The 23,712-nt window shown below is 72.2% G+C and carries 21 protein-coding genes and 3 tRNA genes; 10 read left to right on the top strand and 14 right to left on the bottom strand.

Features of this window, described 5'->3' with window-relative positions; all coding sequences use genetic code 11:
* Positions 1 to 447 precede the first annotated feature (447 nt).
* The gene (locus ACZ4M5_RS26475; RefSeq protein WP_467740291.1) at positions 448 to 1,293 is read right to left on the bottom strand and encodes a DUF8083 family protein; all 846 of its coding nucleotides are present in this window, start codon (positions 1,291 to 1,293) and stop codon (positions 448 to 450) included.
* A 222-nt stretch (positions 1,294 to 1,515) separates the two neighbouring features.
* On the opposite strand from ACZ4M5_RS26475, the gene ACZ4M5_RS26470 reads away from it, so the two are divergent.
* Both ACZ4M5_RS26470 and ACZ4M5_RS26465 read left to right on the top strand, forming a co-directional pair.
* On the top strand, positions 1,516 to 2,622 hold the full coding sequence (locus ACZ4M5_RS26470; RefSeq protein WP_467740290.1) for a Leu/Phe/Val dehydrogenase: 1,107 nt from the start codon (positions 1,516 to 1,518) through the stop codon (positions 2,620 to 2,622).
* 310 nt (positions 2,623 to 2,932) lie between these two features.
* Complete coding sequence (locus tag ACZ4M5_RS26465) at positions 2,933 to 3,181, top strand: DUF3073 domain-containing protein (protein ID WP_369197575.1); 249 nt, start codon at positions 2,933 to 2,935, stop codon at positions 3,179 to 3,181.
* 82 nt (positions 3,182 to 3,263) lie between these two features.
* On the opposite strand, the gene purM is transcribed toward ACZ4M5_RS26465, so the two are convergent.
* The 9 genes from purM to purS form a co-directional block, all read right to left on the bottom strand.
* The gene (purM, locus tag ACZ4M5_RS26460; protein WP_467740289.1) at positions 3,264 to 4,343 is read right to left on the bottom strand and encodes a phosphoribosylformylglycinamidine cyclo-ligase; all 1,080 of its coding nucleotides are present in this window, start codon (positions 4,341 to 4,343) and stop codon (positions 3,264 to 3,266) included.
* A 43-nt stretch (positions 4,344 to 4,386) separates the two neighbouring features.
* A complete protein-coding gene (gene purF, locus ACZ4M5_RS26455; protein WP_398109301.1) occupies positions 4,387 to 5,916 on the bottom strand; it encodes an amidophosphoribosyltransferase in 1,530 nt (509 codons plus the stop codon).
* A gap of 63 nt (positions 5,917 to 5,979) precedes the next feature.
* Positions 5,980 to 6,756, bottom strand: coding sequence for an META domain-containing protein (locus ACZ4M5_RS26450; protein ID WP_467740288.1), 777 nt, complete (start codon positions 6,754 to 6,756; stop codon positions 5,980 to 5,982).
* Between the two features lie 73 nt (positions 6,757 to 6,829).
* Entirely contained in the window at positions 6,830 to 7,627 is a 798-nt protein-coding gene (locus tag ACZ4M5_RS26445) for a maleylpyruvate isomerase family mycothiol-dependent enzyme (protein WP_467740287.1), read from the bottom strand.
* A gap of 5 nt (positions 7,628 to 7,632) precedes the next feature.
* Entirely contained in the window at positions 7,633 to 8,466 is an 834-nt protein-coding gene (locus ACZ4M5_RS26440) for a M23 family metallopeptidase (protein ID WP_467740286.1), read from the bottom strand.
* An 18-nt stretch (positions 8,467 to 8,484) separates the two neighbouring features.
* Positions 8,485 to 8,985: an ArsR/SmtB family transcription factor gene (locus ACZ4M5_RS26435; RefSeq protein ID WP_467740285.1), complete on the bottom strand. Its 501-nt coding sequence runs from the start codon at positions 8,983 to 8,985 to the stop codon at positions 8,485 to 8,487.
* Between the two features lie 98 nt (positions 8,986 to 9,083).
* Positions 9,084 to 11,342 (bottom strand): phosphoribosylformylglycinamidine synthase subunit PurL, encoded by a 2,259-nt coding sequence (purL, locus tag ACZ4M5_RS26430; RefSeq protein WP_467740284.1) that lies wholly within the window; start codon positions 11,340 to 11,342, stop codon positions 9,084 to 9,086.
* A complete protein-coding gene (gene purQ / locus ACZ4M5_RS26425; protein WP_467740283.1) occupies positions 11,339 to 12,019 on the bottom strand; it encodes a phosphoribosylformylglycinamidine synthase subunit PurQ in 681 nt (226 codons plus the stop codon). Before purQ ends, purL begins: the two co-directional genes overlap by 4 nt.
* Entirely contained in the window at positions 12,016 to 12,279 is a 264-nt protein-coding gene (gene purS / locus ACZ4M5_RS26420) for a phosphoribosylformylglycinamidine synthase subunit PurS (protein WP_467740282.1), read from the bottom strand. The genes purQ and purS overlap by 4 nt, the downstream gene beginning before the upstream one ends.
* Before the next feature lie 268 nt (positions 12,280 to 12,547).
* On the opposite strand from purS, the gene ACZ4M5_RS26415 reads away from it, so the two are divergent.
* The 8 genes from ACZ4M5_RS26415 to ACZ4M5_RS26380 all read left to right on the top strand — a co-directional run bounded on the left by ACZ4M5_RS26415 (position 12,548) and on the right by ACZ4M5_RS26380 (position 17,137).
* Positions 12,548 to 12,865, top strand: coding sequence for a histone-like nucleoid-structuring protein Lsr2 (locus ACZ4M5_RS26415; protein ID WP_467740281.1), 318 nt, complete (start codon positions 12,548 to 12,550; stop codon positions 12,863 to 12,865).
* Between the two features lie 135 nt (positions 12,866 to 13,000).
* Positions 13,001 to 13,072: transfer RNA gene (locus tag ACZ4M5_RS26410), tRNA-Gly, on the top strand.
* 81 nt (positions 13,073 to 13,153) lie between these two features.
* Positions 13,154 to 13,226, top strand: a tRNA-Gly gene (locus ACZ4M5_RS26405).
* A gap of 127 nt (positions 13,227 to 13,353) precedes the next feature.
* A complete protein-coding gene (locus ACZ4M5_RS26400; RefSeq protein ID WP_467740280.1) occupies positions 13,354 to 14,325 on the top strand; it encodes an ABC transporter ATP-binding protein in 972 nt (323 codons plus the stop codon).
* Entirely contained in the window at positions 14,322 to 15,125 is an 804-nt protein-coding gene (locus ACZ4M5_RS26395; protein ID WP_467740279.1) for an ABC transporter permease, read from the top strand. Before ACZ4M5_RS26400 ends, ACZ4M5_RS26395 begins: the two co-directional genes overlap by 4 nt.
* A gap of 22 nt (positions 15,126 to 15,147) precedes the next feature.
* Positions 15,148 to 16,419, top strand: coding sequence for a sensor histidine kinase (locus ACZ4M5_RS26390; protein WP_467740278.1), 1,272 nt, complete (start codon positions 15,148 to 15,150; stop codon positions 16,417 to 16,419).
* The gene (locus tag ACZ4M5_RS26385) at positions 16,416 to 17,039 is read left to right on the top strand and encodes a response regulator (RefSeq protein ID WP_467740277.1); all 624 of its coding nucleotides are present in this window, start codon (positions 16,416 to 16,418) and stop codon (positions 17,037 to 17,039) included. Before ACZ4M5_RS26390 ends, ACZ4M5_RS26385 begins: the two co-directional genes overlap by 4 nt.
* 22 nt (positions 17,040 to 17,061) lie before the next feature.
* Positions 17,062 to 17,137 (top strand) — tRNA-Gly (locus ACZ4M5_RS26380).
* Between the two features lie 50 nt (positions 17,138 to 17,187).
* On the opposite strand, the gene ACZ4M5_RS26375 is transcribed toward ACZ4M5_RS26380, so the two are convergent.
* The 4 genes from ACZ4M5_RS26375 to purD form a co-directional block, all read right to left on the bottom strand.
* Positions 17,188 to 18,087, bottom strand: coding sequence for a phosphoribosylaminoimidazolesuccinocarboxamide synthase (locus ACZ4M5_RS26375; protein WP_467740276.1), 900 nt, complete (start codon positions 18,085 to 18,087; stop codon positions 17,188 to 17,190).
* 69 nt (positions 18,088 to 18,156) lie between these two features.
* Positions 18,157 to 19,635: a N,N-dimethylformamidase beta subunit family domain-containing protein gene (locus tag ACZ4M5_RS26370; protein ID WP_467740275.1), complete on the bottom strand. Its 1,479-nt coding sequence runs from the start codon at positions 19,633 to 19,635 to the stop codon at positions 18,157 to 18,159.
* Between the two features lie 400 nt (positions 19,636 to 20,035).
* Positions 20,036 to 22,009 (bottom strand): hypothetical protein, encoded by a 1,974-nt coding sequence (locus ACZ4M5_RS26365; RefSeq protein ID WP_467740328.1) that lies wholly within the window; start codon positions 22,007 to 22,009, stop codon positions 20,036 to 20,038.
* A 372-nt stretch (positions 22,010 to 22,381) separates the two neighbouring features.
* The gene (purD, locus tag ACZ4M5_RS26360; protein WP_467740274.1) at positions 22,382 to 23,632 is read right to left on the bottom strand and encodes a phosphoribosylamine--glycine ligase; all 1,251 of its coding nucleotides are present in this window, start codon (positions 23,630 to 23,632) and stop codon (positions 22,382 to 22,384) included.
* Between the last annotated feature and the right edge of the window lie 80 nt (positions 23,633 to 23,712).

Below are 23,712 nucleotides of genomic sequence, written 5' to 3'. Positions count from 1 at the left end.
CGCGTCGGCCAAACCGATGGAATTGCCCCTCCAGGTGTTCATCAGCGACGGAAGCCGATGGACCATGCCATAGCGGACAGTCACACCGCTGTGACGATCAGTCACGCGGTGATCAGGAAGGCACCAGACCCCCCAAAGCGTGCAATGCTGAGATTCCACCCATAGTGCAGCACTACAGGACGGAGGAGCCCTCCCCGGACTCCTTGTCCTATTTTGGCATGAGGAGGGGCAAGCGGCGCAAGGGCCTCGTACGTGCAGTCCGTCACGCTTGGCCTACTTGCGAGGTCTGCCCGGATCGGGTCCTACGTCCCTTGTTGACGAAGCCTCAGGAAACGCTCGGCCCGCTTCAGGAACTCGGTGCGAGGACGAAACCCCAAATCGGGCGGTTCGTCAAACGTCAGTTCGTGACCAACCGCGAGCGGTACGTGCCGACGGCGAGGTCAGGGGTCAGTTGGCGGACCGGAGATCCCGTACGGAACGCCACCGCTCCACGAGCCGGGCGTAGGCCTCGCCGGCGGCCGTGCCGTCGCCCCGGCGCAGCGCGGCGATGCCCTCGGCCACGTCCGCCGCCGAGTGGTCCTCCTCCAGCGCCCCGGCCGGCAGGGCGTGCACGAGGCCGCCGTAGTCCAGTTCCACCAGCGAACGCGGGTGGAACTCCTCGAGCCACCGCCCGACGTCCACCAGCCCGTCGATCAGCGGCCCCTCGTCCATCGCCTCGCGCAGGGCGCGCAGACCTCGGGCCACCCGCCGCCGGGCCTGGACCATCGGGGTGCGGTAGCGCAGGACGGGCGGGCTGTCCGCGGCGGCGCCCTGGTCGTACTCCCGCTCCTCGTCGGAGACCAGGACGAACCAGTTGATGGGCACCTGCCAGGTCGCCGTGCGGATCCACGGCCGGGCGTCCGGGTGGTCGGTCAGCCAGCGCTCGTAGTCCTGGGCCGCCTGGTCGCGCAGGAGGGGCGGCAGGACCGCGTCCAGGACCGGGGGCGGCAGCTCGCCGGAGAGATCGTCCAGGGCCTGCCAGCCGCGCAGCCGGGTGCGCCAGGGGCACACGCAGACCACCCCGTCGATGTCGAGCACGAAGGCGTCCTCGCTCTCGTGCACCGGCACGGGCACGGGCGGCGTGGGCGCCAAGTCGGCCAGCGCACGGCGGAGTTCGTCCTGGTAGGAGGGACGGTCGCCGCGACGGGCGTACCGCGCCCAGTGGCTGCGCTCGGGCTCGGGAAAGGCGGCCAGCGGCTCGTACACGCGCAGATAGGTCGCGTACGGGACGATCACCGAGGTCACCTTGGGCACGCCTGCTCCCTCCCCCGCGCGCCGCCGCGAAAACCTGCCGGGCCCACGCGCGGTCGCACGGTAAATCCATGCAAATCGTCGCACGGGTGTACTCCGCTCGGAGGTGATCCTGAGCACGGTGCGCCCGGCAGGGCCGCCAGGCTCTAATCTCGTGCTCAACAGTCCCCGCCACCCGCACGGGGGCCGCCTCCGCCCGCCGCAACTTACTCAGGAGTCACCACAGTGACCGACGTAACCGGCGCACCTGCTGATGTACTGCACACCCTGTTCCACTCGGACCAGGGAGGACATGAGCAGGTCGTGCTCTGCCAGGACCGCGCGAGCGGCCTCAAGGCCGTCATCGCCCTGCACTCCACCGCCCTGGGCCCCGCGCTCGGCGGTACGCGCTTCTACCCCTACACGAACGAGGCCGAGGCCGTCGCCGACGCGCTGAACCTCGCCCGGGGGATGTCGTACAAGAACGCCATGGCCGGTCTCGACCACGGCGGCGGCAAGGCCGTGATCATCGGTGACCCGGAGAAGATCAAGACCGAGGAGCTGCTCCTCGCCTACGGCCGGTTCGTCGCCTCGCTCGGCGGCCGGTACGTCACCGCCTGCGACGTCGGCACCTACGTGGCCGACATGGACGTCGTGGCCCGCGAGTGCCGCTGGACGACGGGCCGCTCGCCGGAGAACGGCGGCGCGGGCGACTCCTCCGTCCTGACCGCCTACGGCGTCTACCAGGGCATGCGCGCCTCCGCGCAGCACCTGTGGGGCGACCCCTCGCTGCGGGGCCGCAAGGTCGGCATCGCCGGCGTCGGCAAGGTCGGCCACCACCTGGTGGAGCACCTGCGGGCCGAGGGCGCCGAGGTCGTCATCACGGACGTGCGCGAGGAGGCCGTGGGCCGCATCCTCGCCGCCCACCCGACGGGCGTCACGGCCGTGGCCGACACCGCCACCCTGATCCGCGCCGAGGGCCTGGACATCTACGCCCCCTGCGCGCTCGGCGGGGCCCTGAACGACGACACGGTGCCCGCGCTCACCGCCACGGTGGTCTGCGGCGCGGCCAACAACCAGCTCGCCCACCCGGGCGTGGAGAAGGACCTCGCCGACCGCGGCATCCTCTACGCGCCGGACTACGTGGTGAACGCGGGCGGCGTCATCCAGGTCGCCGACGAGCTGCACGGCTTCGACTTCGACCGGTGCAAGGCGAAGGCGTCGAAGATCTTCGACACCACGCTGGCCATATTCGCACGTGCGAAGGAGGACGGCATCCCGCCGGCCGCCGCGGCCGACCGGATCGCCGAGCAGCGCATGCAGGACGCGGCCGCGGCACGCCGGGCGGGCTGACCCGCCCGGCCCGGCCCCGGGGTCTCGTACGTTTGACCGGTACCCGCCGGAGGGCAGTTAGAGAGAACTCTCACTTCTCCCGGCGGGTCGACCGCCGATAAGTGGTTAAAATCGCGGTTGACCAGCGAGGACGGGGCGCCTCGAAGGTCCTGGGCGCGGGCACGTCATGCGGGCGACGTACCGTATGGGCGCGGGCTCAGGTACCGTGGAAGCCCTACGGACCGGTCTCTCTGTGGAGAGTCCGTGCCGGACCATGAACGCGTGTCAAGACTCTGGGGCCGTCGAGCCCCGTCGTTGAGGGGGTCGAGCCATGGGGCGCGGCCGGGCCAAGGCCAAGCAGACGAAGGTCGCCCGCCAGCTGAAGTACAACAGCGGCGGGACTGATCTCTCACGCCTGGCCGAGGAGCTGGGTGCATCGCCTTCGAATCCGCAGCCGCCTAACGGCGAGCCGTTCGAAGACGATGATGACGACGACCTGTACGCACGGTACGCCGACCTCTACGAGGACGACGACGAGGACGAGGACGGCCAGTCCTCGCAGCATCGTCGCGGCGCTTGACCTTGCACTGAGCACTCACCCGGTCGGTGACCGTCGGTCACCGACCGGGTTCTGTGCTGCGTGCGGGTGATGGCCCCGTGCCTCAGTTCGCGTAGTCACCGATCAGGGCGGCACCCGTGGGGTGCTCGCCCCGTTCCGTGATCTCTCCGGCCACCCAGGCGTCCACACCGCGGTCGGCCAGGGTCGCCAGGGCCACGTCCACGGACTCCTGGGGCACGATCGCGATCATGCCCACGCCCATGTTCAGCGTCTTCTCCAGCTCCAGGCGCTCGACCCGGCCCGTCCGGCCGACGAGGTCGAAGATCGGGGCCGGCGTCCAGGTGGAGCGGTCGACGATCGCGTGCAGCCCGTCGGGGATCACACGGGCCAGGTTGGCCGCGAGCCCACCGCCGGTGACGTGGCTGAAGGCGTGCACCTCCGTGGTGCGCATCAGGGCCAGGCAGTCCAGCGAGTAGATCTTCGTCGGCTCCAGCAGCTCCTCGCCGAGGGTGCGGCCGAGTTCCTCGATGTGCGCGTCCAGCGCCAGGCCCGCCTGGTTCAGCAGGACGTGGCGGACGAGGGAGTACCCGTTGGAGTGAAGACCGGAGGACGCCATGGCGATCACCGCGTCACCCGTACGGATGCGATCCGCGCCCAGCAGCCGGTCGGCCTCCACGACGCCCGTGCCGGCGCCGGCGACGTCGAAGTCGTCCTCGCCCAGCAGGCCCGGGTGCTCGGCCGTCTCGCCGCCGACCAGGGCGCACCCGGCCAGCACGCAGCCCTCGGCGATGCCCTTGACGATCGCGGCGACGCGCTCGGGGTGGACCTTGCCGACGCAGATGTAGTCGGTCATGAACAGCGGCTCGGCGCCGCACACCACGATGTCGTCCATGACCATCGCGACCAGGTCGTGGCCGATGGTGTCGTAGATGCCCAGCTGTCGGGCGATGTCGACCTTGGTGCCGACACCGTCCGTGGCGGAGGCGAGCAGCGGGCGCTCGTAGTTCTTCAGGGCGGAGGCGTCGAAGAGGCCGGCGAAACCGCCGAGGCCGCCGAGGACCTCGGGGCGCTGCGCCTTCTTCACCCACTCCTTCATCAGCTCGACGGCGTGGTCGCCGGCTTCGATGTCGACGCCCGCGGCTGCGTAGCTGGCGCCGCCTTCGGCAAGGGGTTTCTCGGACATGGCTGGGAGAACCTTCGTGTCGTACGGCGGGTGTTACGGGCCTCTACGGGCGGCGGATCGCGTCGGCTGCGGCCGTGGCGGCCGGGCCGGCGGCCAGCTCCGTCTCCAGCAGCTGCTTGCCGAGCAGCTCCGGGTCGGGGAGCTCCATCGGGTACTCGCCGTCGAAGCAGGCACGGCACAGGTTCGGCTTGGCGATGGTGGTCGCCTCGATCATGCCGTCGATGGAGATGTAGGCCAGGGAGTCGGCCCCCAGGGAGGTGCCGATCTCGTCGATCGTCATGCCGTTGGCGATGAGCTCGGCGCGGGTGGCGAAGTCGATGCCGAAGAAGCAGGGCCACTTCACGGGCGGCGAGGAGATCCGGATGTGGACCTCGGCGGCGCCCGCCTCACGGAGCATGCGGACCAGGGCCCGCTGGGTGTTGCCGCGCACGATCGAGTCGTCGACGACGACCAGGCGCTTGCCCTTGATGACTTCCTTCAGCGGGTTCAGCTTCAGGCGGATGCCCAGCTGGCGGATGGTCTGCGAGGGCTGGATGAAGGTCCGGCCCACGTAGGCGTTCTTCACCAGGCCGGCGCCGAACGGGATGCCGGAGGCCTCCGCGTATCCGATGGCGGCGGGCGTGCCGGACTCCGGGGTCGCTATGACCAGGTCCGCCTCGACCGGGGCCTCCTTCGCCAGCTTGCGGCCCATCTCCACGCGGGAGAGGTACACGTTCCGGCCGGCGATGTCGGTGTCCGGGCGGGCGAGGTAGACGTACTCGAAGACGCAGCCCTTGGGCTTCGCTTCCGCGAATCGAGAGGTGCGCAGGCCGTTCTCGTCGATGGCGACGAACTCGCCCGGTTCGATCTCGCGGACGTAGGAGGCGCCGCAGATGTCGAGGGCTGCGGACTCGGAGGCGACGACCCAGCCGCGCTCCAGGCGGCCGAGGACCAGCGGGCGGATGCCCTGCGGGTCGCGGGCCGCGTACAGGGTGTGCTCGTCCATGAAGACGAGGGAGAAGGCGCCCCGGACCTGCGGGAGGACGCTGTGCGCGGCCTCCTCGATGGTCAGCGGCTTGCCGTCCTCGTCCGTCTGGGCCGCGAGGAGCGCGGTGAGCAGATCGGTGTCGTTGGTCGCCGCGACGCGCGGGGCGCGGCCGCCCTCCTGCTTGGGCAGGTCGGCGACCATCTCGGCGAGCTGGGCGGTGTTGACGAGATTGCCGTTGTGGCCGAGCGCGATGGAGCCGTGCCCGGTGGCACGGAACGTCGGCTGGGCGTTCTCCCAGACGGAGGCACCGGTGGTCGAGTAGCGGGCGTGTCCGACCGCGATGTGACCCTGGAGCGAACCGAGGGAGGTCTCGTCGAAGACTTGCGAGACCAGGCCCATGTCCTTGAAGACGAGGATCTGTGAGCCGTTGCTGACCGCGATTCCCGCGGATTCCTGGCCTCGATGCTGGAGGGCGTAGAGCCCGAAGTACGTGAGCTTGGCGACCTCTTCGCCCGGAGCCCAGACACCGAAGACGCCGCAAGCGTCCTGGGGGCCCTTCTCGCCGGGGAGCAGGTCGTGGTTGAGTCGTCCGTCACCACGTGGCACGCCACCGAGTGTAGGCGAGGTCGACCGTTGGTCCGAATTGGGGAAACCGGACTTCCTGGTGGGTCACCGGGCGGCGCCGGCCCGGACCGTCGTGCCGTTCTCGCTGGTCAGCGTGAGGGTTTGCTGATCGACCGCGTACGTCAGCCGCGCCTCGAAAAGGCGCAGCAGGGTCTTCTCGCCGGTCATGAGTGAGTCTTCGCACATCATTCGGGTGGTGGCCGGACGGCCCAGGGTGATATGGCCGTCGCGCACGGTGGCCTTGGCGTTGACCTTGTTGCAGCCGAGGCTGCCGGAGACGGTGCCCTTCTCGTCGTCGAAGGTGAGGTGGGCGCGGCCGTCGAGGTCCGGGGTCGTGATGGTCCAGCGGGTGCCGGCCAGCGGGGCGTCCTTCGCCTTGCTCAGCCGGACGGTGGCGCCCTCGTCGGTGGTGAGGGTGAGGTGGCCGCTGTCGCCCCCGGTCTCCAGCTCCCGGCCGGACAGGGTGCGGGCCAGCGTCGCCTCGAAGGCCATGGGCTGGTCCGCGCAGGCCATCTGGGTGGCCATGGTCTTGCCGAGCCGGATGCGGTCGCCGTCGACCTCGGCCTTCGCGCTGAAGTCGTTGCAGCCGAAGCTGCCTTCGGCGCGGCCCTTGTCGAAGGTCACGTGGGCGCCGGTGGGGGCCTTGTGGGTCCGGCCGGCCGCGGTGACGCTGTCCACGCTCCACCGCACGCCGGTGACCTGCTGCCGCCCGGCACCGGCCGAGCCGCTGCCGCCGTCCGCCTTCTCGCTGCCGCACGCCGCCAGGAGCGGGACGAGCATGGCGGCGGCCGTCAGGGTCATGCGCTGCTTCTGCTTGTCCATGTCACTTCGACGGAACACCCGGGGGGATCGGTTCCCCTTGTGATGACGCGCGCGTCCCGGACGGGCCGGGGCGTCACCCCATCAGGGGCAGGTGCGGGGCCAGATCGGCGCGCTCGCCGCTGGCGCTGACCTGCGCTTCCTTGAGCGCCGCGGCCCAGTCCAGCCGCCCGGTCGCGAGCCGGATCCAGGTCAGGGGGTCCGTCTCGACGACGTTGGGCGGGGTGCCTCGGGTGTGCCGCGGGCCCGCCACGCACTGCACCACCGCGAAGGGCGGCACCCGCACCTCCGTCGAGCCGCCCGCGGCCTTGGCGGCGAGCGCGTCGGCCAGCAGGCGCGTACAGGCCCCCAGGGCCTGGCGTTCGACGGGAATGCCGAGGCCGGGGACGGCGGCGTTGAGGTCGTCGGTGTGGACGACGAGTTCGACCGTGCGGGTGACCAGGTAGTCGTCGAGGGTCATGGCGCCCGTGCGGGTGGCGAGGACGCGGCTGCCGGGGGCGTCCGCGAGCTTCCTCGCCAGGCGTTCCGCGGACTCGGCGTACAGCGCGTCCAGGTCCGGGTGGGCCGCCGCGAGCCGCCGGGTGCCGTCGTCGATGTCGGCGGCCCGGCCGGCGGTGGCGGCGGGCCAGTCGAGCAGACCGAGTTCCGCACGGGCCGGCGCCTCGCGGTCGAGGTTGCGGCTGACCGTCTCCACGGCCATGGTCACGTGGGCCGCCAGCTCCCGCACGGTCCAGTCGCCGAGCCGGGTCGGCAGCGCTAGCTGCTCCGGGGTGAGGCTCCGGACGGCCTGCCGCACGTTCCCGAACTGGCCGAGCACGGCTGCGCGGATCTTGACGGGGTCGTAACTGCGGGTGCGCTTCTTGGCCGGAGGCATGGGGCTCAGCCTAGGACGGGCACGTCCTCGGGCACCTCGAAGGCCTCCTTGTTCCGGGGGACGCCGATGCCGCGCCAGCTGAAGGGGACACCCCGGGCGGCGTCCGGGTCGGGGCCGTCCATCAGCTGGAAGTGCAGGTGCGGCTCGGAGGAGTTGCCCGAGTTGCCGCAGCGGGCGACGGCCTGCCCGGCCCGCACGCGGTCGCCCTCGCGGACGGTCACGGAGCCGCGCTCGAGGTGGGCGTAGGCGGCGTAGGTGCCGTCGCCCAGGTCGAGCACGACGTGGTTGCCGAGGATGTGCCCGGTACCGGCCAGTTCGCGCACCGAGCCCTCGACCAGCATCAGGTACAGCAGCCCGGGCAGGGACGTGCGGCTGAGGTGGTCGCGCCGGTGGTCGACGGCCCTCACGACGGTGGCGTCGGCGACCGCCAGGACGGGCGCGCCGAAGGCCGGGAAGTCCTCGGGGCGGCGGGCGAGCGGCCACAGCCACCGGAAGCCGGGGCGGGCACCCGGCGCGGGCTCGGCCAGGACGTCGATGGCGTACGTCTGGCCGTGCGCGTGGACGCCGTGGCTCGGGGTCCGGTCGGCCGGGCTGTTCAGCGCGGACCAGCGACCGGTGACGGGCGGGGCCACCTCGACGGGCTCCGGCGCCACCCGCGCGCTGTCGGGGGCGCCGCCCCACCGGTTGGTCACGGTGACGACGGCGTACGCGAGCACCAGGGGAAGGAAGTCCCACCGGATCGAGTGGTCCCAGCCGAAGCAGACATGGGCGATCACCAGCCCGAAGAAGGCCAGGTGCAGGCTGCGGAAAGCCGTCATGCCGAGTTTGCGTACGGACATCGCGTCCCCCTGTCGGCGCTACGGCCGGGCCGTCGCCAGTGCGACCAGCAGCGGGACGACCCGCCCCGGCGGCACTTCGTGGCGGCCCCGCCCCGTCGTGTGCAGCCAGCCGGTTCCGGTGAGCTGGCGCAGGTGGTGGTAGATCTGGCCGGTCGTGCCGACGCCGTCCAGTTCGGCGAGTTCGGCCGCGGTGCGCCGGCCGCCGAGGATCTCGCGCAGCAGCCGGAGCCGGACGGGGTGGCCGAGCGCCGCGAACGACTCGGCTTCCGCCGACCCGTCGCCGTCCAGCAGGTCACCGGTCAGGGCCGTCATCTGCCAGGCGTACTCCTCGCCCGTCGGCAGTCGCACCGAGCCCGTGTAGAGAACCCCTCCGTCGGCGATGTCCGCCCCGGAGAGCTGCTCCTTCAGCCCGTTGAGGGCCCAGAAGTCACTTCCGTCGAGGCGGGGGCCGGTGCGCTCGGCACCTTCCAGGGCGGCGAGACGGCTTTCGAGGGCGGCGACGCGCTGTTCCAGATCCACCCTTCGATATTACGGAAGTACGTAATCTCGCACAAGAGGGCGGGCGGACAGGCCGAAGCCCCCGCCCGGGCGTCCGGGTGGGGGCTTCGGGGGGCGGGTCAGGCCAGGAGGGACGGGATCGTCGTCTCGTGGGCCTCGCGGAGTTCGGCCAGGGTGAGGGCGAACTCGCCCTGGACGTCCACCGTGTCGCCGTCGACGACGCCGATGCGGGTGGCCGGCAGGCCGCGTGCGCCGCACATGTCGTTGAAGCGGACCTCCTCCGAGCGCGGCACGGCCACGACCGCGCGGCCCGCCGACTCGGAGAACAGGAAGGTGAACGCGTCCAGGCCGTCCGGGACGATCAGGCGCGCGCCCTTGCCGCCCAGCAGCGCCGACTCGACGACCGCCTGGACCAGACCGCCGTCGGACAGGTCGTGCGCGGAGTCGATCATGCCGTCGCGGGAGGCGGAGATGAGGATCTCGGCCAGCAGGCGCTCACGCTCCAGGTCGACCTTGGGCGGCAGGCCGCCGAGGTGGTCGTGGACGACCTGGGACCAGGCCGAGCCGCCGAACTCCTCCCGCGTGTCGCCGAGGAGATAGAGCAGCTGGCCCTCCTCCTGGAAGGCGACCGGGGTGCGGCGGGCCACGTCGTCGATCACGCCGAGGACCGCGACGACCGGCGTCGGGTGGATCGCGGCCTCGCCCGTCTGGTTGTAGAGGGAGACGTTGCCGCCGGTCACCGGGGTGCCCAACTGCTGGCAGCCGTCGGCCAGTCCGCGCACGGCCTCCGCGAACTGCCACATGACCGCCGGGTCCTCGGGCGAGCCGAAGTTCAGGCAGTCGGAGACGGCGAGCGGCCTGGCGCCGGTGGTGGCGACGTTGCGGTACGCCTCCGCCAGGGCCAGCTGGGCGCCGTGGTACGGGTCGAGCTTGGCGTACCGGCCGTTGCCGTCCGTGGCGAGGGCCACACCGAGGCCGGTCTCCTCGTCGATCCGGATCATGCCGGAGTCCTCGGGCTGGGCGAGGACGGTGTTGCCCTGCACGAAGTGGTCGTACTGGCTGGTGATCCAGGACTTGGAGGCCTGGTTCGGGGAGGAGACCAGCTTCAGGACCTGGTCCTTCAGCTCCTCGGAGGTCTCCGGACGCGGCAGCTTGTTCGCGTCGTCGGCCTGGAGCGCGTCCTGCCAGTCGGGACGGGCGTAGGGGCGCTCGTAGACCGGGCCCTCGTGTGCGACCGTGCGCGGGTCCACGTCGACGATCTTGCCGCCGTGCCAGTAGATCTCCAGGCGGTCGCCGTCGGTCACCTCACCGATGACGGTGGCGATGACGTCCCACTTCGCGCAGATCTCCAGGAAGCGGTCGACCTTCTCCGGCTCGACGACCGCGCACATGCGCTCCTGCGACTCGCTCATGAGGATCTCCTCGGGCGAGAGCGTGGAGTCGCGCAGGGGCACGTCGTCCAGGGTGACGCGCATGCCGCCGGAGCCGTTGGAGGCCAGCTCGCTGGTGGCGCAGGACAGTCCGGCGGCGCCGAGGTCCTGGATGCCGACGACCAGCTTCTCCTTGAACGCCTCCAGGGTGCACTCGATGAGGAGCTTCTCCTGGAAGGGGTCGCCGACCTGGACGGCGGGGCGCTTGGAGGGCTTGGCGTCGTCGAAGGTCTCGGAGGCCAGGATGGACGCGCCGCCGATGCCGTCGCCGCCGGTCCGGGCCCCGTACAGGATGACCTTGTTGCCCGCGCCGGACGCCTTGGCGAGGTGGATGTCCTCGTGCCGCATGACGCCGATGGCACCGGCGTTGACCAGCGGGTTGCCCTGGTAGCAGGCGTCGAAGACGACCTCGCCGCCGATGTTGGGCAGGCCCAGGCAGTTGCCGTAGCCGCCGATGCCCGCGACGACGCCCGGCAGGACGCGCTTGGTGTCGGGGTGGTCGGCGGCACCGAAGCGCAGCGGGTCGACGACCGCGACCGGGCGGGCGCCCATGGCGATGATGTCGCGGACGATGCCGCCCACACCGGTGGCCGCGCCCTGGTAGGGCTCGACGTACGACGGGTGGTTGTGCGACTCGACCTTGAAGGTGACCGCGTAGCCCTGGCCGACGTCGACCACACCGGCGTTCTCGCCGATGCCGACGAGCATGGCGTCGTTCTCGGGCGCCTTCTCGCCGAACTGGCGCAGGTGCACCTTGGAGGACTTGTACGAGCAGTGCTCGGACCACATGACCGAGTACATGGCGAGCTCGGCCCCGGTGGGCCGGCGGCCGAGGATCTCGACCACGCGCTCGTACTCGTCCTTCTTCAGGCCGAGTTCGGCCCAGGGCAGCTCGACGTCGGGGGTCGCGGCCGCGTGCTCGACCGTGTCCAGAGGCGTCCGGCTCATGCGTTGACCAGCTTCTTGAGGATCGAGGTGAAGAAGGGGAGGCCGTCGGTGCGGCCGGTGCCGATGAGCGGCTCCACGGCGTGCTCCGGGTGCGGCATCAGACCGACCACGTTGCCGGCCTCGTTGGTGACGCCGGCGATGTCCCGCTGGGAGCCGTTCGGGTTGAAGTCGAGGTACCGGAAGGCGACCCGGCCCTCGGCCTCCAGCTTGTCGAGCGTGTACGTGTCGGCGACGTACTGCCCGTCGTTGTTCTTCAGCGGGATGTGGATCTCCTGGCCGGCCGTGTAGTCGGTGGTCCAGGCGGTCCCGGCGTTCTCCACCCGCAGCTTCTGGTCGCGGCAGATGAAGTGCAGGTGGTCGTTGCGCAGCATCGTGCCGGGCAGCAGGTGGGCCTCGGTGAGGATCTGGAAGCCGTTGCAGATGCCGAGGACCGGCAGGCCGGCCTTCGCCTGCTCCAGCAGCGGGTCCATCACCGGCGAGAAACGGGCGATGGCGCCGGCCCGCAGGTAGTCGCCGTACGAGAAACCGCCGCACAGCACCACGGCGTCGACCTGCTTGAGGTCCTTGTCCTTGTGCCACAGGGCGACCGGCTCGGCCCCCGCCAGGCGGATCGCGCGCTGTGTGTCCCGGTCGTCCAGGCTCCCCGGAAAAGTGACGACGCCGATACGAGCGGTCACTTCACGGCCTCCGCGACATCCTCGACCCGGACGGTGAAGTCCTCGATCACGGTGTTCGCGAGGAAGGACTCCGCAAGATCGTGAATGCGGGCGAGGGCGGCCTCGTCGACCGGCCCGTCAACTTCCAGTTCGAAACGCTTTCCCTGGCGGACGTCCGAGATCCCTTCGAAACCCAGCCGCGGCAGTGCGCGCTGGACCGCCTGGCCCTGGGGGTCGAGGATCTCCGGCTTGAGCATGACGTCGACTACGACGCGTGCCACTGGCACTCCCGGTGTGTGGTGCTGAGCAGGTTCCTTCAGACTACCCGCACAAAATTTCTACGCGCGTTGACTTGTAGGAATCTACGTGACAGCCATCACGATCCGGCATCGGCGCCCGCGCACACGAAAGTTTCGGGAAAGATTCCGGATCGACACCCGAAACCCATTGCGTACGGACACGCAGAAGGGATTTAGTCGGGCTTCGCCAAGTATTGCCGGGCACTGTACAAATGAATTGGCAAAGTGCCGCAAGAAGGGACCGATATTCGTGGCTCAGAAGGTCGTGGTCACCCTCTTCGACGACATCGACGGCTCCGAAGCGGCGGAAACGATCGCCTTCGGACTGGACGGCACGTCGTACGAGATCGACCTGAGCGAGGTCCACGCCGGCGAACTGCGAAAGGCGCTCGCGCCCTACGTCGAGGCCGGCCGTACGCGTTCCCGCTCGGGCCGGGCGTACCGGCAGACGGAGGTCGCGCCGGACCCCTCGGCCGTGCGCGCCTGGGCGCAGGCCCACAAGATGGAGGTCCCCGCGCGCGGCCGCATCCCCAAGAAGGTCTACGAGGCGTTCACCGCCGCCCAGTGACGGTCCGTCCGGGCCGGGCCGACGGCCGCTCACCGGCCCCTCGCGGCAACCGACTTGCGCAGCACCCCTGCTGATCAGCTAGAGTCTGGAGCACGCCGAGGGGCAAGGCCGCAAAGGCCCAGCTCACGGAGACATGCGGGTGTAGTTCAGTAGTAGAACATCCCCCTTCCAGGGGGAAGGCGCAGTGTGCGATTCCTGTCACCCGCTCTGCACCGCCGTACCGGCCACTGTTGTGGATCAGGTAGGCTGGTGCCCGCACCGATCGGTGAAAGCCGGTCGGGAGCACATGCGGACGTAGCTCAGTTGGTAGAGCGCAACCTTGCCAAGGTTGAGGTCGCGAGTTCGAGCCTCGTCGTCCGCTCGGGAATGAGACCCCGGTCCTTCTGGACCGGGGTCTTTTCGTGTCCCCGCACCGCTCTGACATTTGTCATGCCGAGTGATGACAGCGCGCACTGCTCGCGGCCCCGTACGGGCGGAACGCTGAAGGCATGGAAACCAACGGACACGAGCACGTGATCGAGGTCACCGACCTGCGGCGTGTGTACGGGGGCGGGTTCGAGGCGGTCCGCGGGATCAGCTTCTCCGTCCGGCGCGGCGAGATCTTCGCGCTGCTGGGCACCAACGGCGCGGGCAAGACGTCCACCGTCGAGCTGCTGGAGGGACTCGCGGCGCCGGCCTCGGGCCGCGTCCGGGTCCTCGGGCACGACCCGCACACCGACCGGGCCGCCGTACGGCCGCGCACCGGCGTGATGCTGCAGGAGGGCGGCTTCCCGTCCGAGCTGACCGTCGCCGAGACCGCGCGGATGTGGGCGGGGTGCGTGAGCGGGGCCCGGCCGCCGGCCGAGGTGCTGGCGCTGGTCGGTCTTGAGTCCAGGGCCGGCACCCGGGTCAAGCAGCTGTCCGGCGGCCAGCGCCGCCGGCTGGACCTGGCGCTCGCGCTGCTCGGTGACCCGGAGGTGCTCTTCCTGGACGAGCCGACCACCGGCCTGGACGCCGAAGGCCGCCGCGACACCTGGGAGTTGGTCGCCGCCCTGCGCGACGGAGGCACGACCGTGCTGCTCACCACGCACTACCTCGAGGAGGCCGAGAACCTCGCCGACCGGCTGGCGATCATGCACGAGGGACGCATCGCCACCACCGGCACCCCCGCCGAGGTGACCGCGGCGGAGCCTTCGCGGATCTCCTTCGAACTGCCCGACGGCTACTTCGTCGGCGACCTGCCGCCGCTGGCCGAGCTGGGTGTGAGCGGCCACGAGACCGACGGCCGGATGGTCCGGCTGCGCACCCACGAACTGCAGCGCACGGCCACCGAACTGCTGACGTGGGCCGCGCGGGCCCGCGTCGAACTGCGCCGCCTGGACGTGCGCTCGGCCTCCCTGGAGGAGGCGTTCCTCGGGATCGCCCGGCAGGCCTCCGCGGACCACGCCGCGGGCACGACGACGAAGGAGTACGCGGCATGAGCGCCACCGGCACCACCCCCCGCCCCGCGACGGCGGCGACGACCCCGCTCAGCCGGATGACGGCCCTCGCCCGCGCCGAGCTCACCCTGCTCGGCCGGACCCGGGGCGCCCTCGTCGCCGCGCTGTTCGTGCCGCTCGTGCTGCCGGTCAGCGCCTCGCAGGCGGCCAGGGAGATGGACCTCGCCGAGGCCGGGCTCGACACGGGCACCTTCGTGCTGCCCGCCGCGATCGGCTTCTCCCTGCTGTTCGCCGTCTACTCCGTCCTCGTCGGCACGTTCGTCGTGCGGCGGGAGGAACTCGTCCTCAAGCGGCTGCGCACCGGTGAGCTGCGGGACGGCGAGATCCTCGCCGGGGCGGCCCTGCCGGCCGTGCTCACCGGGCTCGCGCAGAGCCTGCTGCTGGCGGCGGCCTGCACCGTGCTGCTGGACGTGGCCGCGCCCTCCGCGCCCCAGCTGGCCGTCCTGGGCCTGCTGCTGGGGCTGGTGCTGTGTGCCGCCCTGGCCGCGGCCACCGCGAGCTTCACACGGACCGGTGAGAGCGCCCAGGTGACGCCGATGCCGCTGATGATGGTCTCGATGGTCGGCTCCGGGATGTTCGTCCCGCTGGAACTGCTGCCGGACAAGGTGGCCTCCGTCTGCGAACTGCTGCCGCTGACGCCCGTCGTCACCCTGGTGCGCGGGGGCTGGACCGGCGATCTGTCCGGCTCTGAGGCGCTCGGCGCGGTCGCGGTCGCGGTGGCCTGGACCGCCGTCGCCGTGTTTGCTGTACGCCGGAGGTTCCGCTGGGAACCGCGGCGCTAGGCGAACCGGGAAGGGCTGACTGATGCGCGGGCCGGGCAGGTGGTGGCGGCGGAAGACCACGCCGGAGAAGGTCGAGACGTACACCCGGTGGTCGTTCCACTTCTTCGCGGTGATGGAGTTCTTCTCCGTCGGGCTGACCTCCGTCGCCCCGCTGGGGCCACGGCTGGGCACCGCCGTCATGCTGGTGGTGGGCGTGCACGCCACCCTCTGCTTCGTGACCGTCTCGGCGGCGGTGGACTGGACGCGCGGTCGCCGGCCCCAGCCCACCGGGCTGCTGTGGACGCTGGCCGCCGTCACCGCCGTGATCGCCGCCGCCGCGATCGCCCTCGCCGAACACGGACCGGAGGGCGAGGGCTTCGACACCGCCGCGGGCGGGGTCTTCGGGGTCATCCTGATCTTCGGTCCCGGCATCATCGCGCTCGGCGTCCGCGACCGGCGGCGCGCCTTCGGCATCGCGGCCGCCTTCGCCGCGGGCACCTGGATCGTCACCTTCGCCATCGGCGCCTCCCCGCTCACGGCCCTCTTCACGGCACTGATCGTGCTGGCCGGCGGCATGTTCATCGCCTTCACGGCCGTGTTCTCGGTCTGGCTGCTCGACGCCGTGTACGAACTCGACGAGGCCCGCGAGACCAGGGCCCGGCTCGCCGTCGCCGAGGAGCGGCTCCGGTTCGGGCGGGACCTGCACGACGTCATGGGGCGCAACCTCGCCGTCATCGCGCTCAAGAGCGAACTGGCCGTGCAGCTCGCCCAGCGCGGGCGGCCCGAGGCCGTGGCGCAGATGGTCGAGGTGCAGCGGCTCGCGCACGAGTCGCAGCGGGAGGTGCGGGAGGTCGTGCGCGGCTACCGCGAGGCCGACCTCGGGTCGGAACTGGCCGGGGCGCAGGGCGTGCTCACGGCGGCCGGCATCGACTGCACGGTCACCGGGCCGGTCCCGGCGGGGCTGCCGGCCGGGGTGCAGTCCGCTCTGGGCTGGGTCGTCCGGGAGGCCGCGACGAACGTCCTGCGGCACGGGGACGCAAGCTGGTGCCGGGTACGGCTGTCGACGACGCGGGGGCGTGTGGTGCTGTCGGTGGAGAACGACGGGGTCGCCGCGGCCAGGCAGGACCTGTCCGGCCCGGCCGGTTCCGGACTGGCCGGACTGCGGGAGCGGCTGGCCGGCATCGACGGGACGCTGGAGGCCGGGCCGGTGGACAAGGGGCGCTTCCGGCTGACCGCGGAGATCCCCCTGCCCGCGACCGCCGCTCCCGCCGGGACGACCGACGCCCACGCGAGCGTGGGTGAGATCACACGATGAAGGACGGGGGGACGACGGTGCGGCTGCTGCTCGCCGACGACGAGCACCTGATCCGGGGCGCGCTCGCCACGCTGCTGTCGCTGGAGGAGGACCTCATGGTCGTCGCCGAGGCGGCCACCGGGCCCGAGGCCCTGGCGATGGCCCGGGCGCACCGGCCCGACGTGGCGGTGCTCGACCTGCAGATGCCCGGTGCCGACGGTGTGAAGGTCGCCACATCCCTGCGCACCGACCTGCCCGGCTGCAAGGTCCTCATCGTCACCAGCCACGGCAGGCCCGGGCACTTGAAGCGGGCGCTGGAGGCGGGGGTGCGGGGGTTCGTGCCGAAGACGGTCAGCGCGCAGCGGCTCGCCGAGATCATCCGCACCGTGCACGCCGGGAACCGTTACGTCGACCCGGAGTTGGCCGCCGACGCGATCGCCGCCGGGGACTCGCCGCTGACCGTGCGGGAGGCCGAGGTGCTGGAACTCGCCGCCGACGGGGCGCCCGTCGCGGAGATCGCCGAGCGGGCCGCGCTGTCCCAGGGGACCGTGCGGAACTACCTGTCGTCGGCCGTCTCCAAGCTCGGGGCAGAGAACCGGCACGCGGCGGTGCGGCTCGCGCGGGAGCGAGGTTGGGTATAGTGGTTCCCGCGCCACGGCGCATGCGAACGTAGCTCAGTTGGTAGAGCGCAACCTTGCCAAGGTTGAGGTCGCGAGTTCGAACCTCGTCGTTCGCTCCAGTGAGAAGCCCCCCGGTTCCGGCCGGGGGGCTTCTTCGTGCGCTACTGCCTCACGTCCAGCTCGTGCCGGTCAGGCGCTCGTACGCCTCGACATACTTGGCGCGGGTGGCGTCGACGACCTGCTGGGGCAGGGCGGGCGGCGGCTGCTCGCTCCTGCGGTCCCAGCCCGACTCCGCCGAGGTCAGCCAGTCGCGCACGAACTGCTTGTCGTACGACGGCTGCGCCCGGCCCGGCTCCCACCGGTCGGCCGGCCAGAAGCGGGAGGAGTCCGCGGTGAGGACCTCGTCGGCGAGGACCAGGGTGTCGCCGTCGAAGCCGAACTCGAACTTGGTGTCCGCCAGGATGATGCCGCGTTCCCGGGCGATGTCCCGGCCGCGGGAGTAGACCGCGAGGGTCGCCTGGCGCAGCCGGGCCGCGGTGTCGGCGCCGACCTGGCGGGCCACCTCCTCGTAGGAGACGTTCTCGTCGTGCTCGCCGACCTCGGCCTTGGTGGCCGGGGTGAAGATCGGGGCGGGCAGTTCGCTGCCGTCGGTCAGGCCCTCCGGCAGGGCGAGGCCGCAGACCGTGCGGGTCTCGTTGTACTCGGCGAGGCCCGAGCCGGTGAGGTAGCCGCGGGCCACGCACTCCACGGGGATCATCTCGAGGTTCCTGCAGACGAGCGTGCGGCCCTCCCAGTCGGCGGGGGCGCCCGCGGGCAGGTCCGTGCTCAGGACGTGGTTCGGGACCAGGTCGGAGAGCCGGTCGAACCACCACAGGGACAGCTGGGTGAGGACCCGGCCCTTGTCGGGGATCTCGGTCGGCAGCACCCAGTCGTAGGCGGAGATGCGGTCGCTGGCGACCATCACGAGGTCGCCCGCCTCGTTCCGGTACAGCTCGCGCACCTTGCCGGTGTGCAGATGCACCAGACCCGGAACCTCGATCGGCTCGGGCTTTTCGACGAATCCGGACACGGTTCCTCCCCGTGGTGATGTCCAAGTGGCTCGATTCTCCCGTATGGGAGGCCGGTCACGGACACGGGGTCAGTCGCGTTTGCAGATGCGGTCCAGGAGATTCGCGGTCGCCCGCTGGACCCGCTCGTCGACGTGGCCCGGGCGGTCCAGGGCCGGGGACCAGGCGAACGTTCCTGCTGCGAAGACCCAGGCCCCGGAGGGCGCGCGGTACAGGGAGGTCTCCTGGTGGCGGAGCGTGCCCTCCTTGTCGGTGTACGGGGAGTGGGCCAGCAGGATCCGCTCCTCGTGCTCGGGCAGCGGGGTGCGCGGGAAGTAGCGGTCGGCCTCGCCCGCCACCAGACCGTCGATCTCGTCGCCCTCGTGGGCGCCGGTCGCCTCCCACAGCCAGTGCCCGGCGTTGCGCACGATCAGCGGGTGCGGCTCGGGCACGGGCCCGGCGTACTGGATGCCCAGGAGCTGCTGCTCGGCCCGGTCGACCTCCCGCCACAGCACCGGCTTGCCCGGGCCCCTGCGCTTGCGGCAGGTGAGCAGGCGGTCGGGGACGCCGGAGGGCGAGGGACCCAGTTCCACCTGCCAGTACAGGGAGTTGGCGGACAGGAACACCAGTGAGGTGCCGGCGTCGCGGGCGGCCTCGACGGTGCGGCGCATGTCGGCCGACCAGTACTCGTCGTGCCCGGGGAAGACCAGTCCGCGGTAGCGGGCCGGATCGACACGGCCCGCGTGCAGGTCGGAGGCGTGGGCGTAGGCGAGGTCGTAGCCGTAGCGCTCGGCCCAGCGGATGACGTCGTAGGCGTGGCCCACGTGCAGGGGGAGGCCGGCGCCCGCGTAGGGGCGGTCGAAGGAGACCGTGGTGGCGGCCTGCGACTCCCCCAGCAGCCGGCCCTCGCCGTCCCAGGCGTGGTAGAGGCTCGCGCCGGTGCGACCGTCCTCCGGATAGAGGTTGTACGCCTGCCAGGTGACGTCGGGCAGCACGAGCAGCAGGTCGGCGGGCTGGTTGTGCCGGACGGTGAAGGGCACGTGCGAGCGGTAGCCGTCGGCGGTGGTGAGGACCGCCACGTACGCCCCGACGTTCCAGTACGAGGGGACCTGCAGGCGCCAGGACAGCCACCAGTGGTGGCAGGAGACGGTGCGGTCGGCGGTGAGCGGCGGGGGCTGCACGATGCCGGACAGGCGCGGGCTGGTGGTGATCTTCGCGGCGCCGTCACCGCCGTAGTGGCCGATGCGGTAGATGTCGACGCCGAACTCCTGTGGCGGGTCGACGGTGATGTGGAAGTCGATGGCCTCGCCGGGCGCGACCGCGCCGGTGGAGGTGAAGCCCTTGATCTGGAGGCGCACGTCGTCGGCCGCGCGGGGGCCGCCGCCGGAGCGGGTCCCCTTCGCCCGCCCGGGGGCCGCGTCCTGGTCGACGTACCAGGGGACGACCTGGCCGGTGTCGTCGAAGTACGTCACGCTGCCGCGCAGCCAGGGCACCGGACCCTGCCCGAAGGGATCCGTCACGCCGTGCGCCAGTGCTCCCGACTCCCAGCGCCGAGTCTGCTCCGAACCCATGGTGGCTTCCCCTCCCCTTGGCCCCCGTGATCGTGCGTGCCGGTGTGCGCTCTCTGGTGCTGTGCGGGTGGTGCACGTGGTGCCTGTCGTGCGGCGCGGTGCGCGCGTGGCGGGCGTGCGGTTCCCGTGCCGGTGACCGGCCCGGTGCCGTCGCGGGCCGTCCCTGCGGTCCGTACCGTCCGTGCCGTCCGGGCGGTCCGTGCCGTCCCTGCGGTCCCGCGGTGACCGCGGCCGGGTGAGGCGCGTGCGGCCCCCGCGCGCTTATGTGCTTGTCGTATTCCACCCGCCCTTGCCATGCGCGTGAACGCTCCCAGCACATCACATGACGCACGGGTTCCGTCACTGTTCGTTGTGAATTGGCCAGAAGCGGAAGGTGCTGCTCCGCGGCGGATCCGGCCCTTCAGCCGAGCCGGACCGGCTTCTCCGGGCGTATCCCCAGCTCGGCGAGCCAGGTGCGCAGCGGGACCGCGTTGCCGTCCTCGATCAGGGTGAGGACCTTGGGGGCCAGATCCGCCGTGCGCTCGCCCTCGACGAGCAGGGTCGGGCCGTCCAGCCAGTCCAGGCCCGGTGTGGCACCCGCGCTGTCCATCGCGGCGCAGCAGACCATCGCCGTGAGGTGATCGGCGAGCAGCTCGCGGGCCGTGCGCGGCGGCTGGAGCGGGAAGAGGGGCAGGGCCCGGTCGTCCCAGAGGGCCGCGGGGTCGGGCCCCGGGGCCGCGGTGGCGGTCGCCGGGGACGCGGTGGTGGTCGCCGGGCCGGTTCCGGCGGACGCCGCGTGCGCGGGCGGTGCCTCCTCGCGGGCCAGTTCGGCGCTGAGCCGGGCGGCGAGGGCGGCGCTGCGGGGGGTGGTGTCGGCGAGGTCCTCGTCGTCGGCGAAGGCCGTCGCGCCGGTGTCCCCGGACCGGGGGGTCCCGGCAGGGCTGCCGGTCGCGGTGCCGGTGAACCCGGGGACCGGCCCGGTGGCGCCGGCCCCCGGCGTGGCGCCGCTGCCCGCCTCGGGGGCTGCGGGGGCCGGGGTGGCGGGGGCGGTTCCGGGAGCGGCCGGACTGTACCCCGGGGCCGTGATCGTGCACGGCGGGCCGGGGGGCCAGGCGGGGTCCGGCTCGGTGAGGTGGTCGAGCACCCGGGACAGGGTCGGAGCCGCGGAGGCCGGGGGTGTGTCACCGGTGGCCGGGCGGACGCCCATGGCGTCCAGGACCCGGTGCAGCCGGGCGGCGTCGAGACGCCACTTGCGGTCCACGACCTCCTCCGGGTACTCGCTCCAGGCCACGGGGGACCAGTCGGGCCCGGATCCGGGCGGGCCGCCGTGGAAGAGACGGGCGGCGAGCAGGGAGGCGGCCTCGTCGACCGTGCCCGGCTCCTCGAGCAGGTCGCAGGCGGGGCGCTCGCCGAGCCGGGACGCGAAACCCTCGGCCAGGCGGTCCCGCCGGGACAGCTCCGTGAGCGCCGCGACCACACCGGCGTCCAGCCGGGACGGCCAGCGGCCCATCCGCCAGGCCGGCAGCGCGACCCGGGTCAGCAACCGGTCCCAGCCCGCGTACGCCAGGCCGACCTGCTCCTGGGCGACGATCCGCAGCCCGTAGTCCACAGCCTGTGCACGCTCCGCGGCGGCCGCCGCCACGCCCCGCTCCATCTCGGCGGCGTGTCCGCGGCAACTGCGCAGCAGAGCCCGGGCCACCCAGCCGACCCCCGCGAGCACGGCCCGGGTCACCGGGTCGCGCCGGGGCGCCGAGGCCACGGCGACGGCGGCGTCCAGGCCGCGGACGAAGCGACGGGCGGCCGCTATGTCCGGGTGGGCCGAGGGGCCCGTACCGGCGACGACCGGGGCGAGGACCGCGCGCAGTTCGCCGACGCGCATCCACCACAGGAACGGGGAGCCGATGACCAGGACCGGGGCGACCGGCTGCCTGCGGTGGGCGTGCCGTCCGGAGCCCGCTATGTCCTCGTGCTCCTCGGCCGGCGGCGGGCCGTGGGCCGGATGCGTCCGGTCCTCGAGCCAGCTGTCGCAGTCCGGGGTGAGCGCTATGGCGGAGGGCGCCGGGACGTCGAGGCGGTCGGCCAGGTCGCGCACCATCCGGTACAGGTCGGGGGCAGCCTCCTCGGCGATCGGGACGGTGGGGCTCAGGGCGGGCCGGGCGCGGGCCACCACCAGGGCGATCCCGCCGGCGGCGAGCAGGACGAGCGCCGCGACCGGCGTCAGGGCCCAGCGGGCCGCGTCCCACCCGGGACCCTCCAGACGGTCGCCCGCGGCGCCCGCCAGCAGGATCACGGCGACGGCGGCGGGCAGCAGGGCGACGGCCAGCGCACGGCTGCGCATGCGCAGCACGACCAGTGCCCGCGCCCGTGCGGCCTGCGCCCCTGCCTCCACACCCATTCCGGTCACGACCGACCTCACCCCCTCCCCGTAGACCTGACGCTTCCCTTGCTCACTCCCCCACTGTGGCACCCGTCACTGACATCGCAATGCCGGTGGGCCAAGTGCCGGAACGCTTGCGCGGCACCATAGTTGGGGCTCCTCCCCCCGTCAGCCGGATACGGCATCGGTCACTCGATGGAATGGCTTTGGGGAGAGCTGATGACGGACGGCACAACGATCGGGTCACCCCGCGCCGACACCTTCCGGTACACGTCAGGCCCCGGATCCTGAGACGGATCCGGGGCCTGCGGGGTTCATCGCGATCGGACGGGCGGTGTCCGCCCGGCTGGGACGCGGCCGGTGGCGGTCAGCACGCCGGCCGCTGGGCGGTCACGCGCCGGCCGCCTTCGCGGCGATGTCCGTACGGTGCTGGGAACCGTCGAGGCGGATGCGCGCCACGGCCGTGTAGGCGCGGTCGCGGGCCTCCGTGAGGTCCTTGCCGGTGGCCGTGACGGACAGCACCCGGCCGCCCGCGCTGACGACGGCGTCGCCCTCCTGCCTGGTGCCGGCGTGCAGCACGTACGCGTGCGGGGCGTCCTGGGCGGCGACCTCGTCCAGTCCGGTGATCGGGTCGCCGGTGCGGGGAGTGCCCGGGTAGTTGTGCGAGGCGACGACCACGGTCACGGCCGCGTCGTCGCTCCAGCGCAGCGGCTCCAGGTCGGCGAGGGTGCCGGTGGCCGCGGCCAGCAGCAGACCGGCCAGCGGCGTCCTCAGCCGGGCCAGCACGACCTGGGTCTCCGGGTCGCCGAAGCGGGCGTTGAACTCGATGACGCGCACACCGCGCGAGGTGATCGCGAGACCGGCGTAGAGCAGCCCGGAGAACGGCGTGCCGCGCCGCCGCATCTCGTCCACGGTCGGCTGCAGCACGGTCTGCAGCACCTCGTCGACCAGCTTCGGATCGGCCCAGGGCAGCGGCGAGTACGCCCCCATGCCGCCGGTGTTGGGACCCTCGTCGCCGTTCAGGGCGCGCTTGAAGTCCTGGGCGGGCTGGAGCGGGACGACCGTCTCGCCGTCGGTGACGGCGAACAGGGAGACCTCGGGGCCGTCGAGGTACTCCTCGATGACCACGCGCTCACAGGCGGCGGCGTGCTCCCGGGCGGTGCGCAGGTCGTCGGTGACGACGACGCCCTTGCCGGCGGCGAGGCCGTCGTCCTTGACGACGTAGGGGGCGCCGAAGGCGTCGAGGGCGGTCTCGGCCTCCTCCGCCGTCGTGCAGACGTACGACCGGGCCGTGGGCACTCCGGCCGCCGCCATGACGTCCTTCGCGAAGGCCTTGGAGCCTTCCAGCTGCGCGGCCTCGCCGGAGGGGCCGAACACCGGGATGCCCGCCGCGCGCACGGCGTCGGCGACACCGGCGACGAGCGGCGCCTCCGGGCCGACGACCACGAGCTCCGCGCCGAGCCGGGTGGCCAGCGCGGTGACGGCGGCGCCGTCCAGGGCGTCGACCTGGTGCAGCTCGGCGACCTCGGCGATGCCGGCGTTGCCGGGGGCGCAGTACAGCGCCGTGACGTCGGGGTCGTGGGACAGGGAGTGGCACAGGGCGTGTTCGCGGGCGCCGCTGCCGATGACGAGGACCTTCACGGGGTCAGCCTAACGGCAGCCGCCGGTTCTCCTTTGTGCGGGCTTCCGAAGCCCGGGACGAACGGGCTTGGAGGATCCTA

It is taken from the genome of Streptomyces sp. NPDC026246 (genome assembly GCF_055567995.1).
The sequence above is the reverse complement of the archived record's forward strand: the minus strand, read 5'-3'. Positions and strand labels throughout refer to the sequence as shown.

Excerpts from the sequence above, each read along its gene's own strand:
- ACZ4M5_RS26465 (WP_369197575.1), top strand. The coding sequence starts at position 2,933 with ATGGGGCGCGGCCGGGCCAAGGCCAAGCAGACGAAGGTCGCCCGCCAG.
- purM (WP_467740289.1), bottom strand. The coding sequence starts at position 4,343 with ATGTCCGAGAAACCCCTTGCCGAAGGCGGCGCCAGCTACGCAGCCGCG.
- ACZ4M5_RS26450 (WP_467740288.1), bottom strand. The coding sequence starts at position 6,756 with ATGGACAAGCAGAAGCAGCGCATGACCCTGACGGCCGCCGCCATGCTC.
- ACZ4M5_RS26445 (WP_467740287.1), bottom strand. The coding sequence starts at position 7,627 with ATGCCTCCGGCCAAGAAGCGCACCCGCAGTTACGACCCCGTCAAGATC.
- ACZ4M5_RS26440 (WP_467740286.1), bottom strand. The coding sequence starts at position 8,466 with ATGTCCGTACGCAAACTCGGCATGACGGCTTTCCGCAGCCTGCACCTG.
- purL (WP_467740284.1), bottom strand. The coding sequence starts at position 11,342 with ATGAGCCGGACGCCTCTGGACACGGTCGAGCACGCGGCCGCGACCCCC.
- ACZ4M5_RS26400 (WP_467740280.1), top strand. The coding sequence starts at position 13,354 with ATGGAAACCAACGGACACGAGCACGTGATCGAGGTCACCGACCTGCGG.
- ACZ4M5_RS26395 (WP_467740279.1), top strand. The coding sequence starts at position 14,322 with ATGAGCGCCACCGGCACCACCCCCCGCCCCGCGACGGCGGCGACGACC.
- ACZ4M5_RS26390 (WP_467740278.1), top strand. The coding sequence starts at position 15,148 with ATGCGCGGGCCGGGCAGGTGGTGGCGGCGGAAGACCACGCCGGAGAAG.
- ACZ4M5_RS26385 (WP_467740277.1), top strand. The coding sequence starts at position 16,416 with ATGAAGGACGGGGGGACGACGGTGCGGCTGCTGCTCGCCGACGACGAG.
- ACZ4M5_RS26370 (WP_467740275.1), bottom strand. The coding sequence starts at position 19,635 with ATGGGTTCGGAGCAGACTCGGCGCTGGGAGTCGGGAGCACTGGCGCAC.
- ACZ4M5_RS26365 (WP_467740328.1), bottom strand. The coding sequence starts at position 22,009 with ATGGGTGTGGAGGCAGGGGCGCAGGCCGCACGGGCGCGGGCACTGGTC.